This is a genomic window from Erwinia sp. STN24, from assembly GCF_041320675.1.
Taxonomy (GTDB): domain Bacteria; phylum Pseudomonadota; class Gammaproteobacteria; order Enterobacterales; family Enterobacteriaceae; genus Erwinia; species Erwinia aeris.
In genome coordinates, this window is sequence record NZ_JBGGPM010000002.1 from 329,996 (window position 1) to 343,130 (window position 13,135).

Annotated in this window: 14 protein-coding genes and 1 riboswitch; of the genes, 6 read left to right on the forward strand and 8 right to left on the reverse strand. The window is 54.0% G+C overall.

The features are described 5' to 3' along the window. Positions 1 to 146: 146 nt before the first annotated feature. Positions 147 to 1,595, forward strand: a complete 1,449-nt coding sequence (locus ACA373_RS11835) for a sugar porter family MFS transporter (RefSeq protein ID WP_253455133.1) — start codon at positions 147 to 149, stop codon at positions 1,593 to 1,595. A gap of 86 nt (positions 1,596 to 1,681) precedes the next feature. Beyond that, a complete protein-coding gene (locus ACA373_RS11840; protein WP_253455134.1) occupies positions 1,682 to 2,464 on the forward strand; it encodes a hypothetical protein in 783 nt (260 codons plus the stop codon). A gap of 66 nt (positions 2,465 to 2,530) precedes the next feature. On the opposite strand, the gene crcB is transcribed toward ACA373_RS11840, so the two are convergent. Beyond that, positions 2,531 to 2,911 carry a fluoride efflux transporter CrcB gene (gene crcB / locus ACA373_RS11845; protein ID WP_253455135.1) on the reverse strand — a complete coding sequence of 127 codons (381 nt, stop codon included), beginning with the start codon at positions 2,909 to 2,911 and terminating at the stop codon, positions 2,531 to 2,533. A gap of 69 nt (positions 2,912 to 2,980) precedes the next feature. Next, positions 2,981 to 3,053: riboswitch (Fluoride riboswitch) on the reverse strand. A gap of 157 nt (positions 3,054 to 3,210) precedes the next feature. Between crcB and ACA373_RS11850 the strand changes: the two genes are divergently transcribed. Beyond that, on the forward strand, positions 3,211 to 4,254 hold the full coding sequence (locus ACA373_RS11850) for an FUSC family protein (RefSeq protein ID WP_370734533.1): 1,044 nt from the start codon (positions 3,211 to 3,213) through the stop codon (positions 4,252 to 4,254). Between the two features lie 25 nt (positions 4,255 to 4,279). Here the strand turns inward: ACA373_RS11850 and ACA373_RS11855 are convergent, their stop codons facing one another. The 6 genes from ACA373_RS11855 to ACA373_RS11880 form a co-directional block, all read right to left on the reverse strand. Further along, entirely contained in the window at positions 4,280 to 4,444 is a 165-nt protein-coding gene (locus ACA373_RS11855; protein WP_301252265.1) for a hypothetical protein, read from the reverse strand. A gap of 450 nt (positions 4,445 to 4,894) precedes the next feature. Beyond that, entirely contained in the window at positions 4,895 to 6,184 is a 1,290-nt protein-coding gene (locus ACA373_RS11860; protein WP_370734534.1) for an MFS transporter, read from the reverse strand. Between the two features lie 377 nt (positions 6,185 to 6,561). Further along, positions 6,562 to 7,980, reverse strand: a complete 1,419-nt coding sequence (locus tag ACA373_RS11865; protein WP_253455139.1) for a sugar porter family MFS transporter — start codon at positions 7,978 to 7,980, stop codon at positions 6,562 to 6,564. A 143-nt stretch (positions 7,981 to 8,123) separates the two neighbouring features. Next, positions 8,124 to 8,798: a hypothetical protein gene (locus tag ACA373_RS11870; protein WP_370734535.1), complete on the reverse strand. Its 675-nt coding sequence runs from the start codon at positions 8,796 to 8,798 to the stop codon at positions 8,124 to 8,126. Between the two features lie 576 nt (positions 8,799 to 9,374). Then, positions 9,375 to 9,572, reverse strand: a complete 198-nt coding sequence (locus ACA373_RS11875) for a hypothetical protein (protein WP_301252260.1) — start codon at positions 9,570 to 9,572, stop codon at positions 9,375 to 9,377. Positions 9,573 to 9,669: 97 nt separating this feature from the next. Beyond that, a complete protein-coding gene (locus tag ACA373_RS11880) occupies positions 9,670 to 9,795 on the reverse strand; it encodes a hypothetical protein (protein ID WP_301252258.1) in 126 nt (41 codons plus the stop codon). A gap of 174 nt (positions 9,796 to 9,969) precedes the next feature. Between ACA373_RS11880 and ACA373_RS11885 the strand changes: the two genes are divergently transcribed. Next, the gene (locus ACA373_RS11885) at positions 9,970 to 10,203 is read left to right on the forward strand and encodes a hypothetical protein (RefSeq protein ID WP_125288333.1); all 234 of its coding nucleotides are present in this window, start codon (positions 9,970 to 9,972) and stop codon (positions 10,201 to 10,203) included. A 100-nt stretch (positions 10,204 to 10,303) separates the two neighbouring features. On the opposite strand, the gene ACA373_RS11890 is transcribed toward ACA373_RS11885, so the two are convergent. Continuing rightward, positions 10,304 to 11,113: a flagellin gene (locus ACA373_RS11890; RefSeq protein WP_253455142.1), complete on the reverse strand. Its 810-nt coding sequence runs from the start codon at positions 11,111 to 11,113 to the stop codon at positions 10,304 to 10,306. A 358-nt stretch (positions 11,114 to 11,471) separates the two neighbouring features. Here ACA373_RS11890 and paoA point away from each other — a divergent pair, with 358 nt between their 5' ends. Together paoA and ACA373_RS11900 are read left to right on the forward strand one after the other, a co-directional pair. After that, on the forward strand, positions 11,472 to 12,185 hold the full coding sequence (paoA, locus tag ACA373_RS11895) for an aldehyde dehydrogenase iron-sulfur subunit PaoA (protein WP_301251312.1): 714 nt from the start codon (positions 11,472 to 11,474) through the stop codon (positions 12,183 to 12,185). After that, positions 12,182 to 13,132 carry a xanthine dehydrogenase family protein subunit M gene (locus ACA373_RS11900; protein ID WP_301251313.1) on the forward strand — a complete coding sequence of 317 codons (951 nt, stop codon included), beginning with the start codon at positions 12,182 to 12,184 and terminating at the stop codon, positions 13,130 to 13,132. Before paoA ends, ACA373_RS11900 begins: the two co-directional genes overlap by 4 nt. The last annotated feature ends 3 nt before the right edge of the window (positions 13,133 to 13,135 follow it).

Consider the following 13,135-nt stretch of genomic DNA (forward strand, 5'->3'; position numbering starts at 1 on the left):
TTTATAAGCAAGATGGCCATTTTCCCTGGGCAAAAGCAATTATATTTCCCGTTTCGCCTGGCTAAATGCCCGGCGTGGAGTAGATTTAATCTTGTGATGCTTATCACATCATTATCACAATAATAACGTTGGCAAGGGAGTAACTTGTGAATCAGACATCAAACGGCGGGACAGCCGGCACTCAAACGAGTACCCCGACCGAACCCCTGGTAAAAGTGATCGCGTTTATCGCGACGCTTGGCGGTTTACTGTTCGGCTATGATACCGGGGTGATTGCGGGCGCCTTGCTTTTTATGAAGCACGACCTGCATTTAACGTCATTGACCACCGGGATGGTCACCAGCTTCTTAATTCTGGGTTCCGCCATCGGCGCCATCTTCGCCGGGCGCGTGGCAGACCGCTTTGGTCGTAAAAAAGTCATCCTGGTGATGGCGGTGATCTTTATGGCCGGTTCGCTGGGCTGCGCCACCGCGCCAAACGTGGAGATGATGATCACCTTCCGCTTTATCCTCGGCCTGGCCGTAGGCGGCGCGGCGGCTATCGTTCCCGTCTATATCGCAGAAATCGTGCCGGCCAATCGCCGCTGGCAGTTCGTGACGCTTCAGGAGCTGATGATCGTTTCTGGCCAGCTGATCGCCTATACCAGCAACGCCGCGATTAACGAAGTCTGGGGCGGCGAAACCACCTGGCGCTGGATGCTGGGCGTAGCCTGCGTTCCGGCAGTTGTGCTATGGGTCGGGATGCTGTTCCTGCCGGATACGCCTCGCTGGTATGCAATGCACGGCCGCTACCGTGAGGCGCGCGACGTGCTGGAGCGCACCCGCCATTCGCGCGTGGTAGAGAAAGAAATGGGCGAGATCCGTAAATCGATGTCCTCGAAAAGCGAGAAAAACGCCCGTCGTAAAAAGACGATTTCGACCTGGATGAAGCGCCTGGTCGCGCTGGGTATCGGCGTGGCGATGCTGCAACAGCTTTCCGGCGTAAATACTATTATGTTCTATGCGCCGACCATGCTGCAGGCGACCGGCCTGGGCACTAACGCCTCGCTGCTGGCGACCATCGCTAACGGCGTCATTTCCGTGATTATGACCTTCGTGGGAATTATGCTGCTGAGCCGCTTTGGCCGTCGTCCGCTGCTGCTGACCGGCCAGATTGGCTGTACCTGCACGCTGCTGGCGATTGGGCTGCTGACCTGGCTGATGCCGGAAACGGTTGATGGTCATCCGGACGTGCTGCGCAGCTACCTGGTGCTGGCCGGCATGCTGATCTTCCTCTGCTTCCAGCAGGGCGCGCTGTCGCCGGTCACCTGGCTGCTGCTGTCGGAAATGTTCCCGATGCGTATCCGTGGGATGGCTAACGGCATCTCCGTTTTCGCCATGCAGATGACGAACTTTTCCATCGCGTTTCTTTTCCCAACGCTGCTGGAAAAATTCGGCCTGACCAACACCTTCTTTGCCTTTGCCGCTATCGGTATCGCTGGCGGTATCTTTGCGGTACTGTTCGCGCCGGAAACGCAGGGAAAAACGCTGGAACAGATCGAGAAGCACTTTAAAAAGCATCTCCAGGACGATCCTGCGCCGCAAACGGACAACTAATCGAGGCGCCAGGGACGGCGCACAACTTTCTGACAAAGGAAACTTTCTGAGCCTGCACGGCAGGTAAACAAATAAAGAGGCCTGAAATGGGAACGGCGATATTTATGGTTTTGATGGTTTGCGGCTACTGGTACACCAGTCGCGACCTTTCCACCCGCTTTAAAATCAAGCGTTCTTTTGGCTGGGACGTCTACTTTCTGGTCGCCCTTTACGGCTGTATTTTTGTCTTGCAGGGCGTGATCGCCACCGGGCTAATCTGGCTCTTTCTGCTCGCCTGCTCCAGCCTGCTGAACATCATGCCTGAGCTTACGGGCGGTCATCACCACAACTGGCAAATGGAATTTATGAACTGGAGCTTTCTCGGTATCCAGGCGCCAGTTGTGGTGATGCTCTCTTTTGCCGTCGCCTTTTGTCTTTACCGTTCTAACTGGTCCGGCAGCGCCAGGCTGAACAGCAAGGGCCGCAAAAAGCTTTATAAAGAACTTTCGCGCTCTAACGGCGTTGAAGGCATTCTGTTTCAGTGCATGGAAGAAGGCGAGCTGGCCTGGGTAACGCTGAAATCGCGCCGCATCTATATCGGTATGATCCATACGGCTTCCTATGAGATCGAGAATACCGCTAATATTGTGCTGATCCCGATGCTGAGCGGCTATCGTGACGGCAAGACGCTGAATCTATGCGTAGAACACAACTACAGCAAGTGGTATGCGGAGCATAATATTACGCTGGATTCGGAACCGAAATCCGCGATGGCGTTCCGTAAAGTTATTCTGCTCAGTCAGATTGAGAGCCTGTCGCTGTTTGATGCCGCCAGCGCCAGCGCGTTAGCTTTCGATAGCGATGAGGATGAGGAACAGCCGCCGCAGTAATACGGTTTTCGGGCTGGTGCGCCCTATCAGCTCATCAGCCCATCAGCCCATCAGCCCATCAGCCCATCAGCCCATCACTAAAGTGATAAGCCAGAAGCCGGCGAACGTCATCAGCAGCGAACCAACCACGTGCGTTAATACGGAAACCATCGCCCACAGATAGTTTCCCGCCTGCATCAGCGTAACAATTTCCAGCGAAAAGGTGGAAAACGTGGTCATGCCGCCGCACAGGCCGGTGGTGATCAGCAGCTTCCAGGCAGGATCAAGCTGCGGATTACGTAAAAACCACGCCATCGCCGCGCCGATAATAAATCCGCCCAGCAGATTCACCAGCAGCGTACCCGGCGGCAGATTTGGAAACAACGAGTTAAGACGGACGGCCAGCAGCCAGCGAATAACGCAACCGGCCGAACCGCCGATAATCACAGCGAGCAGAGGTTTAAACATCATCTTCCTCAATAGAGTGACGAGGATTGCGTAAGAAGCCCGACGCGCACTCCTGCTGGTTAAAAGAGAGCGTTGTCAGGCGTCATCAGCCCCTTATGAGCGGGGCGGTTGGGAAAGGCGGCACGCCATCGCCTCAGGCCGTTGAGCGTAATCAGTCGCGTGAACTTTTGCAAGCCTGCGGCCCGGCATCAGCGACGGCATCAGAAGCATTGCCATGAATTTACTGGAATTTATAGCAGATTAGCCGTGCTGCGCTATGCTTGCTTTCGTTATTAGCTACAAGGAGATTTGGCTACCGCATGCGTTTAATTCCCCTGCCGCGACATGATTTACTGCTTGGCCTCTGCTGCCTGCCCGCGCTGCTCGTTATCTATCTGACCGGCTTTACCTTCGGACAGGTGCAGGCCGCAGGCCTGGTTGCCAGCGGCGCGCTGACGCTGGCGTTCGGTGCGAATAAAACCTGGGGCGGATCTTCTTTTTCGCTGCTGTTTACCACCACGCTGGGGGTGGCGCTCTCTTCAGCGCTGGGCTGCCTGGCGGGCAACATCACGCCGCTCTATATTGTCGGAGCCATGCTTTATGCGGCCGTTTACGTGACGATGGCGAACGTGGATGACAGCGCATGGTGGATGCTGTTGCAATGGTCGATCGCCTGGCTGGTCTCCGGTTATTTTGCCGGTTCGCCGGAGCACGCCGCCGATCGGGCTATGCTGGTTGGCGCTGGCGGTCTGATCCAGATGTTTTTCCTCTATCTGGTGTTCCGCCGCTACCCTTTTTATCTGAAAGACGTTTATCCGCGCGCCTGGCTGCGTTTTTTACGCGTCACAACAGGCAAATATAAACACAAAATCCATCTGCAATGGTCGGTTTTCTTTGCGCTAATGGCGATGGGGCTGGCGCTCTCCGGCGTGGAATTTTTCCATCTGAAAAACGGCTATTGGGCGGGCATGACGCTGTTAATCTGTCTGCGTAACAACTATCGGGACTCGCTGTCGCGGGTGCGCGCGCGCGTATTGGGCACGCTGATGGGCAGTATTGCGGCGGCGGCGCTTATCGATCTGTGTGACGCTCCGCTTTACCTGATAGGCGGATTTATGCTGTTTGGTTACGCCGCCTTTACCTGGTCCTATTCGCTGATCGCTAAATCCTATTTCGTCTTTGCCTTTATCGTCACCATGATGGTGGTGTTTATGATCGCCAGCCTGGGAACGTCGCAAATTGTTGTTGCCACCCATCGTCTGGAAACCACCGCTATAGGCGGCCTGTTCGCGCTGTTTGCCCTGGTGATGACCCGCCTCTTTACCCGCAAACAGATCCTGCTGCGGCGGCGTAAATCGGCCTGAACACCGCGCCCTTTCCGGCTGAAGCTCACCGCTTTGCTGCAGGACGTTTTTCAGCCATGTTCAGGGTGGGTTCCTCTGCGGTCGGTTTTGGTTTTTCCTCTTCCTCAGGAAAGAAAGACTCCAGAAAACGTCGCTGTTGCTGATTCATTTTCCAGCCCTTCAGGCATGATTTTTCAGGAAGCGTAGCCATTAAGCTATCCCCCACAGCAGCAACAGTATCCAGAATATCAGACAGCCCAGCACAATCTTCAGCCAGACTTTTCCGCGAAATGATAAATATTTTCCCATTGACGCTCCTTATCTCTGTCAGAAACAGAGCCACTATAAAATATAGCGACTAAATTAACTATCCATTTATTATTTTCGCAATATGGGATCTACCACACTAAATTTATAAACAATAAAATAGCGCTTTATATTTCAATAACTAACTTTAAAAATGCTATTTGAATTACAAAAAACGCTTAACAACACCCCTCAAAAAGTTAACGCCTGATAATATTTTTTATTAGTGCTATATCAGGAAAGATAAACATTTTTACATTCCAGAATTAACGCATTTTATTAACTTAAAAATTCCATATAAATAAAATTAATTCCAATAAGGCGATGCCGGGGCACCGCCAGTGGATTAGCGCTTTTAAGAAGTCGCTTCGGCCTGATCTTCTTCGCTGTTAACCATTGCCGCCTGAATTTCCTCTTCATCCAGCGAGGGATTCAGCGCGACGGCCAGCGGTGAACTGGCCAGGCTGTCCGGTACGGCGACATGCGGCGTAGGATTTTCGGCATTTTCCTGCTGGATTTCGCTACGGTGCCAGCTCATTACCGCAATTATTACGCCACAAAGCGCGAAAAACAGATAGAGCATATGCCCGCCCAGCGGCTGCATCAGCGCGCCGGTGATCATCGGCCCGATGCAGGCGCCAACGCCAAATGCCATCAGCAGGCAGGCGGTCAGCGAAACGCGCCTTTCCGGAGCCACGCTGTCGTTAGCCATCGCCACCACCAGTGGGTAAAGCGAGAACTGCATCATGCTGGTGATAAATGCCGCGCCGGTCACCCAGATGAAAGTGAAATGCAGCGGCAGCGTCAGCAACAGCGCCGTTATCGCATAAAGCAGCGCGGTGCCGCAAAGCAGACGATGGCGGTTAAAACGATCGGAGAGCCAGCTCAAAGGGAATTGCGACACCAGCCCGGCGAAAATCGTAATGGCCATAAACAAACCGGTTTGCCGCGTGGTAAACCCTAGCTGGCTGGCGTAAACGGGCGCCATGCCGTAAAACGCGCCAACGGCCATGCCGGTCGCCAGCGTAATCAGCAGGATGCGAGGGATAGCGCGAAAAAAATAGCCCAGTTCCATCGGCGCGGGCGACATTGGCTGCGCGTTGGTACGGGTGGTCAGCGCAATAGGCACCAGGCAAAGCGCGAAGCAAAGCGCCACAATCAGCAGGCTTGCGCTACCGGATGCCGCCTGGGTCATCAGGATGATCTGACCGGACGACAGTCCCAGATAGGTGGCGACCATATAGAAACCAAAAATCAGACCGCGATGGCCCGGCTCCGCCTGATCGTTCAGCCAGCTTTCCAGCACCATATACTGGCACATCATGCACAGGCCAATAATCAGCCGCAGACCTATCCAGGCAGGCAGCCATTCCGTCAGCCCGTGTCCCAGCACGGAAGCCGTAATGATGCCTGCGCAGGAGACATAGGCGCGAATATGCCCCACGCGCGCGATGAGGTTATGCCCTACCTTGCCGCCTATCACCAGGCCGATGTAGTTGGCTGCGATAATACCGCCGATCAGGCTGCCGCTAACCTGTTCCTGCGCCAGACGCAGGGAAACATAGGTGGTCAGCAGGCCGGAACCCAACAGCATCAGCAGCGTGGTGCTGTATAAAGGTAAAAAGGTGCCGAGAACTTTCTTCATTGCGCTTCCTGTCTTTTTTATTCCACAAAAGCAAACCTGCACTGTAAAAGGTAGTCGTGCTTTTGCCGTGACAGCAAGCTTAACGGGCAGAAAAACAGACAAAAAAATTATGCGTTGATATTGACGAGGTCATTGCAATAATTAAGACAGGAGCCGAGTGACAATTATTTTCTTCAGCAGAAACATCGCATTGCACCGTTATGTGAACAAATACAAAGCAAATGGAAATATATTAAGATCTTCCTTAACGTAATTTTTCGGTTGATTATTTAATCAAATTAATAATACTTCGCAGCGCAATAAATAAAGTATAAACACTATTTGTCGGCCCTGAGGCTGGTCGGCTCAGGGCCAATATTTTCAACGTGGCAGCAGCATTACTGCCCCAAATCCCGCAGTTTTTTCCCCGCCATCAGATTCTTTTCAATATGTTCCAGCGTAATGTTTTTGGTTTCCGGCACCAGCAGGAAGGTAATTACAATAAATACCAGATTAAAGCCGGTATAAAGCCAGAAGGTGCCCGCCGCGCCGATGCTGCCCAGCAGGGTCAGGAAGGTCGCGCCGATAATCATGTTCGCTACCCAGTTGGTAGTGGTGGAACAGGTGATGCCAAAGTCGCGGCACTTTAACGGCTGGATTTCCGAACAGAGGATCCACACCACCGGCGCGGCGCTCATCGCGTAGCCTGCAATACAAAGCATCGTCATGCCGACCGCCACCCAGGAAAGGTTCATGGTGGCTTCGCCCTGCCCCACTTTCATCAGGCAATAGCCGAGGATCAGCGTGGCAAAAGCCATCACAGAGAAACCGATTTTCAAAATAGGTTTGCGGCCCGCCTTATCGACAGTAAAGACCGCGATAAAAGTCGCCAGCATAAAGGTGACGCCAACCACTACCGTCGCCATCATCTGCTGCTGGGTACTCTGGAATCCCGCCATTTTAAAAATCTGCGGCGCGTAATACATGATGATATTCATACCGGTAAACTGCTGCATTCCCTGTAACAGCATGCCGAGAAACACGGCGCGGCGGACGTTGCTGTTTTTGCGAAACAGCGACAGCCCACCCTGCTTCATTTTCAGGCTTTCGCGGATCTCGTTCAGCTCCTGTCTGGCTTTATCGGACGTATCGCGCAGCATCCGCAGCACCTCTTCCGCCTCCACATGCAGGCCTTTCGCCGCCAGCCAGCGCGGGCTGTTGGGCAGGAAGATCACCATCACGAACAGCAAAACGGCGGGCAGCGCCAGAATGCCCAGCATGGCGCGCCAGTTGCCGCTGTAGCTGAAGGCGGTATCCGATAAAAACGCCAGCAGAATGCCGAAGGTGATCATCAGCTGATAGGTGCTTATCATCTTGCCGCGAATATTTTCCGTCGCCATTTCAGAAAGATAAAGCGGCGCAGTATAGGAAGCGATGCCGACGGCGACGCCCAACAGCACGCGAAAAGCGAGCAGGACCTCCAGATTGACCGCCAGCGCCGATCCCAGCGAGCCGACGATAAACAGCAACGCGCCCGCCATCAGGCTATATTTCCTCCCCAGCCGGTGCGACACCCAGCCGTTGCAGATAGCGCCAATTGCCGCGCCCAGCATCATGCTGCTGACTACCCACTCCTGCTCATGGCTGTCGAGCGTAAAGTGTTGGGTAATAAACGGCAGCGCGCCCGAAATCACGCCGATATCCAGCCCGAACAGCAGCCCGGCCAAGCCTGCCGAAAACGAAATAAAGAGATTCATCCGCCGGACTTTGTTTTTCCGCGCCTGCGGCAGCACCATACTGTTATTGATTGAAGACATTTTTTTAACCCCGGTTTTATCCTGTCTGCCGGTAACATACAGACTCGCGCAGGCCGGAGGTTATGTTAAAAAGTCCACAGGCATGGATAAAATGGCTGTGGCGCACGAAGTTGTGATGACGATCGCATTCCTTTGCGCCATGCTCAGGACAACGCGGCGGTTTGCGACCAGTTGTAGGTGACCAGACGCAGCTGAATAGTGCCGGTAATGTCGCCATATCGCTGATTCATACGCGCTTTAAAAAACTGCTGTAGACGTTCGGGCAACACCGCAGCGTTATAGCGCAGCAGCGTACTGTGCCAGAACGTCGGTGGCCGGGCGCTGCCGCTATACCTCTCTTTTAACAGGCCCGCATAGCCGGAATGCTGCAACGCCTGCCAGAAAGCTTCTCTTCTCGCGATATCTGTCGCATCCGCTATACCGGCGATAAGTAATTGATTAGGCAAAGCCACCAGCCGCAGCTCGCGGACGGTAAGCTTTTTTTCCAGGCAGTGCGCCGCGGCAATTCGCGTTAGCTCCTCAATGCCCTCAGGCTGATGGCGTTGGTCGTAACACGAAGGGGTGATGGCCAGAAAAGTCAGATGAAAATGGTCAGGCTGCATCATATCGGCAAGCGGATCGTCCAGCACCTGTTCCCGCAGCTCTGCCAGCAACGCGCTTATCGGCTGGGTCAAGGCGGGCTTAATGCCGGTGGCGATGGCTTTTAGATTTTCCGGATAGAAGCCGCTGTACGCTTTAGCCGTTGTCGGATCGCGCCAGATGCGCAGCGTTTCCTGCGAGCGCTGATGATAGATTTGCGTAAGGCTTTCTTCTTCCACCTTGTGTTCTCCCGTCCGCTGTTAAGCATGCCAGTGTAGAAGCCACGGGAGAGAAAGGGCAAACAGCGGGCTGGCAGCAGCAAGACGAAAAACAGGAAAATAGCAGGGACGGAAAGGGTTTTGCGAAGCATATCAATAGCTAAAAATTTCGCGGGCGGGTCAGAATGTTAAAGGCGCGCCAGCACAGCTCTTACATTTCCCCGACGCCAGTCGCGCTATTGTCAAAGCTTGTTTGCTGTATTCGGGAACGGTCAGGAACGCTCAGTAACGGTTTCTGAAGGTCCTCAAAAAACCCGGTCTACCAGCCGGGTTTTTTTGTGCCTGCCTGCTGACGACCTGCATTCAAATCATAAACGTTCGCGCGTTTATGACTGGCATGTCGCTGAGCAACTGCCCGGCTAAGCAAAGCCAGCGGCTCTTAGTTTTAAAGATTGCCGGCACGCTGCTTTTAATTATGTTTCAGACCGGCTCTTTTATTGCCTTTTCTGCAAGGATCGCCTCAGCGTAAGGCACAATAAAGCGAGCCGCCTCAGTTTCCGGAGGCGGCTCACGACACGGGTTCAATCAGATATCCTCCTACCTGTCCTCGTCGTCGTCCTCTTCATCATCGGACTCAACGAGATCGTCATCCTCCAGCGGTGCATCAATTTCTTCGTCATCTTCCAGCGGATCGACGAGTTCATCGCTGCCTTCAGGGATATCTTCATGGTCATCATCGGCTGGATATTCAGCGTCATCAGGAACCGGTTCCTGGTAATCCGGACGTTCAGACATAGCCACCTCCATCACCCCATATGGGTCAGTTAACTATAGAGGCTGGCACCAAACCGATCCCGCGCTGCATCACAGATCCGATAAAACTCGCGGCGATTTATTCGGGAAGTTTGTCGCCCGATTCTGGCGCATCGTCCGGGCTGTCTTTCTGCTCTTTGGGATCTTTTTCGATCCGATTCTGCAAGCCGGTAAAGCGCGGATCGTTAGAATAAGAAATGAACATAGGTGACCTCCTGAATAGCGAATGAAACAGAAGTATAAACCCAATTTTAAGATCTGAGTCCCGAAAGGCGGAAAGGCGAGCCCGTGGCATGGTGACTTTTTAACCAGGCTGCTCTAAGGTTTTAACAGGTTATGACGCTGAATTTTTTCTGGTTAACGCTTTAAGGGGAAAATAATGGAAAAAATGACGGTTAAGTATGGCAATTTAACCTTTCCGGCCGAATACAGCGAAACGCAGACCGGCGGCGGCCTTGATAAAACGCTAATTATTGCCAAAACCGAGCAAAGCACGGCGCTGTTCAGCGGCGCATTACAGGAAACGTTTAATTTTGAATCCGAACGATTAGGTGAGGAAGATTATATTTTGAGCGATGAAGTGCCACAGCATTTTATTTTTACCCACAAATAAGAGCTGTAGCCGTACGGCTATTTTGATGTAAGCGTGTCGTAACCTTTTTGATGCATAAAAAAACCCGGCCTGAGCCGGGTTTTGTCTTGTAGCGTAAGGCTTACTGCAGCAGAGACAGAACGCCCTGTGGAACCTGGTTGGCTTTTGACAGCACGGAGGTACCAGCCTGCTGAAGGATCTGCGCCTTCGACATGTTAGAAACTTCAGTTGCGTAGTCAGCATCCTGGATACGTGACTGTGACGCGGTCAGGTTGGTCACAGAGGTGTTCAGGTTGTTGATGGTGGATTCAAAACGGTTCTGAATCGCACCCAGGCCGCTACGTGCGGTATCGACGCTCTTGATACGCGCGTCCAGGTCAGACAGGTTGCCGCCGGTCACGCTGAAGGTTGCGCCCAGGCCAGAAGTCTGGAAGCCAGCGCCTGACAGGTCGATGTTGATGACGTTAGCGTCGGTTGCGTCGTTGGCGCCAACCTGGATTTTTACGCTGCCGGTCGTATCAAAGATCGCCGTGCCGTTGAAGGTAGAAGCTTTACCGATACGGTTGATTTCAGACAGACGCGCGTCAACTTCTTTCTGGATTGAGTCGATGTCGTCGGCGCTGTTGGTGCCGTTTTTCGCCTGAACAGTCAGTTCACGGATACGCTGTAAGTTGGTGTTCATCTCGTTCAGAGAACCTTCAGCCGTCTGAGTCAGAGAGATACCGTCGTTGGCGTTACGTGCCGCCTGAGTCAGACCTTTGATCTGAGAGTTCATGCGGTTAGCAATCGCTTCGCCTGCTGCGTCGTCTTTTGCGCTGTTGATACGCAGACCAGAAGAAAGACGCTCGATAGCGGTGCTCAGAGAAGCCTGTGATTTGTTCAGGTTGTTCTGAGTGGTCAGGGACATAATGTTAGTATTGATAACGGACATAGTCGTTTCCTTAAAATTTTTACCAGAGTTCGGATACGGCGCCAGGATGCCCGTCACCGTCTGTATTCTTTATCGTCACGCCCTGGCAAAACTTTAAAGCGACTTGCATAAAAATCTGCAAAAACTGCCGTTTAGGATAAGTCTTAACTTGTGCGAACCAACAAAAGAACCAGCCCTGAAATAGTCGACCGCCGCCGCTAAAACTTTATCCTTTTTCATTAATTAATTTCCCTCACAACAGCATTGCGGAATCAAAGGCTATCCCCCGGCCAGTAGCGTCTATGCTTAATGCTCTAAAAACAGAAATAGTCCCTACCTACTTTGTCGTTCCTTTCTCTTTGCATACCGGAGGCCTGGCATGAGCAACCAAGGCAATAACAGTAAGAACCAGCCGTTTCGCCGCACCACGGGCGAAGCAAGTAACCAATATGAAAATATCCCTTTTCACCTGACGCGCCGCACGCTGCTGAAAGTAAGCGCGGCAACAGCGGCTACGGCGGCAGTTGCGCCCGGCGCGGCGCTGGGCGACAGCGAACGTCCAACCGCCCGCGCGCCGGAAATGCTGCCCCTGACGCTAAAAGTGAATGGTGAGAGCAAACAGCTTAACGTTGACACTCGTACCACGCTGCTGGATGCGCTGCGCGAGCACCTGCACCTTACCGGCACGAAAAAAGGCTGCGATCACGGTCAGTGCGGCGCCTGTACCGTGCTTGTGGATGGCCGCAGGCTGAACGCCTGCCTGACGCTGGCCGTGATGCATCAGGACGCCGAGGTCACCACGATCGAAGGTCTGGGCACGCCCGACAACCTGCATCCGATGCAGGCCGCCTTTGTGAAACATGACGGCTACCAGTGCGGCTACTGCACGCCAGGCCAGATTTGCTCGTCCGTGGCGGTGCTGAAAGAGATCGAAGCGGGCATTCCCAGCCACGTCACGCTCGATCTGGTGTCATCCCCGGAAGCGACGGCGGATGAGCTGCGGGAGCGAATGAGCGGCAATATCTGCCGCTGCGGCGCTTACTCCAATATTCTTGCCGCGATCGAAGATGTCGCCGGGAGCCAGAAAGCATGAAGGCCTTTACCTATGAGCGTGTGAAAACGCCCGCCGAGGCGGCAGCCAGCGCGCAGCGCACCCCCGGCGCTAAATTTATTGCGGGCGGCACCAACCTGCTCGACCTGATGAAACTGGAAATTGAAACGCCTTCCCATCTGATAGATGTCAATCATCTGGCGCTGGATAAAATTGAACCCACGACCGACGGCGGTTTGCGTATCGGCGCGCTGGTGCGCAATACCGATTTGGCCGCCGACGAGCGCGTCCGCCGCGATTACGCCGTGCTTTCCAGGGCGCTACTTGCCGGCGCGTCGGGCCAGCTGCGTAATCAGGCCACTACGGCCGGCAATCTTCTTCAGCGCACGCGCTGCCCCTATTTTTACGACACCAACCAGCCCTGCAATAAGCGTCTGCCTGGCAGCGGCTGCGCCGCACTGGAAGGCTTCAGCCGTCAACACGCGGTGATTGGCGCCAGCAAAGCCTGTATCGCCACCCATCCCAGCGATATGGCCGTTGCCATGCGGCTGCTGGATGCGGTGGTGGAAACGGTCAGCCCGGACGGTAGCGAACGCCGTATTCCCCTCAGCGATTTCTATCTGGCGCCGGGCGACACGCCCCACCGTGAAACCGCGCTGAAGCCGGGCGAGCTGATTGTCGCCGTTACCCTGCCCCGCCCGCTCGGCGGCACGCATATCTATCGCAAGGTGCGCGATCGCGCTTCTTACGCTTTTGCGCTGGTGTCGATTGCTGCTGTCGTGCAGCCTGATGGCACGGGGCGCGTTGCGGCTGGCGGTGTGGCGCATAAGCCCTGGCGGCAGGAAGAGGCGGATGCACAGCTGCCGCATGGCGTGCAGGCGGTTTACGATCGGCTGTTCGCCGACGCGCACCCCACCCATGAAAATGAATACAAGCTGCTCCTGGCGAAGCGCACGCTCGCCTCGGTACTGACGGAAGCGAGGGCATAAAAT

What these genes read in the sequence shown, in the direction of transcription:
- ACA373_RS11860 (WP_370734534.1), bottom strand. Translation starts at nt 6,184, where the DNA reads ATGAAGAAAGTTCTCGGCACCTTTTTACCTTTATACAGCACCACGCTG.
- ACA373_RS11890 (WP_253455142.1), bottom strand. Translation starts at nt 11,113, where the DNA reads ATGTCCGTTATCAATACTAACATTATGTCCCTGACCACTCAGAACAAC.
- ACA373_RS11885 (WP_125288333.1), top strand. Translation starts at nt 9,970, where the DNA reads ATGGAAAAAATGACGGTTAAGTATGGCAATTTAACCTTTCCGGCCGAA.
- ACA373_RS11880 (WP_301252258.1), bottom strand. Translation starts at nt 9,795, where the DNA reads ATGTTCATTTCTTATTCTAACGATCCGCGCTTTACCGGCTTGCAGAAT.
- ACA373_RS11875 (WP_301252260.1), bottom strand. Translation starts at nt 9,572, where the DNA reads ATGTCTGAACGTCCGGATTACCAGGAACCGGTTCCTGATGACGCTGAA.
- ACA373_RS11855 (WP_301252265.1), bottom strand. Translation starts at nt 4,444, where the DNA reads ATGGCTACGCTTCCTGAAAAATCATGCCTGAAGGGCTGGAAAATGAAT.
- crcB (WP_253455135.1), bottom strand. Translation starts at nt 2,911, where the DNA reads ATGTTTAAACCTCTGCTCGCTGTGATTATCGGCGGTTCGGCCGGTTGC.
- ACA373_RS11850 (WP_370734533.1), top strand. Translation starts at nt 3,211, where the DNA reads ATGCGTTTAATTCCCCTGCCGCGACATGATTTACTGCTTGGCCTCTGC.
- ACA373_RS11900 (WP_301251313.1), top strand. Translation starts at nt 12,182, where the DNA reads ATGAAGGCCTTTACCTATGAGCGTGTGAAAACGCCCGCCGAGGCGGCA.
- paoA (WP_301251312.1), top strand. Translation starts at nt 11,472, where the DNA reads ATGAGCAACCAAGGCAATAACAGTAAGAACCAGCCGTTTCGCCGCACC.
- ACA373_RS11865 (WP_253455139.1), bottom strand. Translation starts at nt 7,980, where the DNA reads ATGTCTTCAATCAATAACAGTATGGTGCTGCCGCAGGCGCGGAAAAAC.
- ACA373_RS11840 (WP_253455134.1), top strand. Translation starts at nt 1,682, where the DNA reads ATGGGAACGGCGATATTTATGGTTTTGATGGTTTGCGGCTACTGGTAC.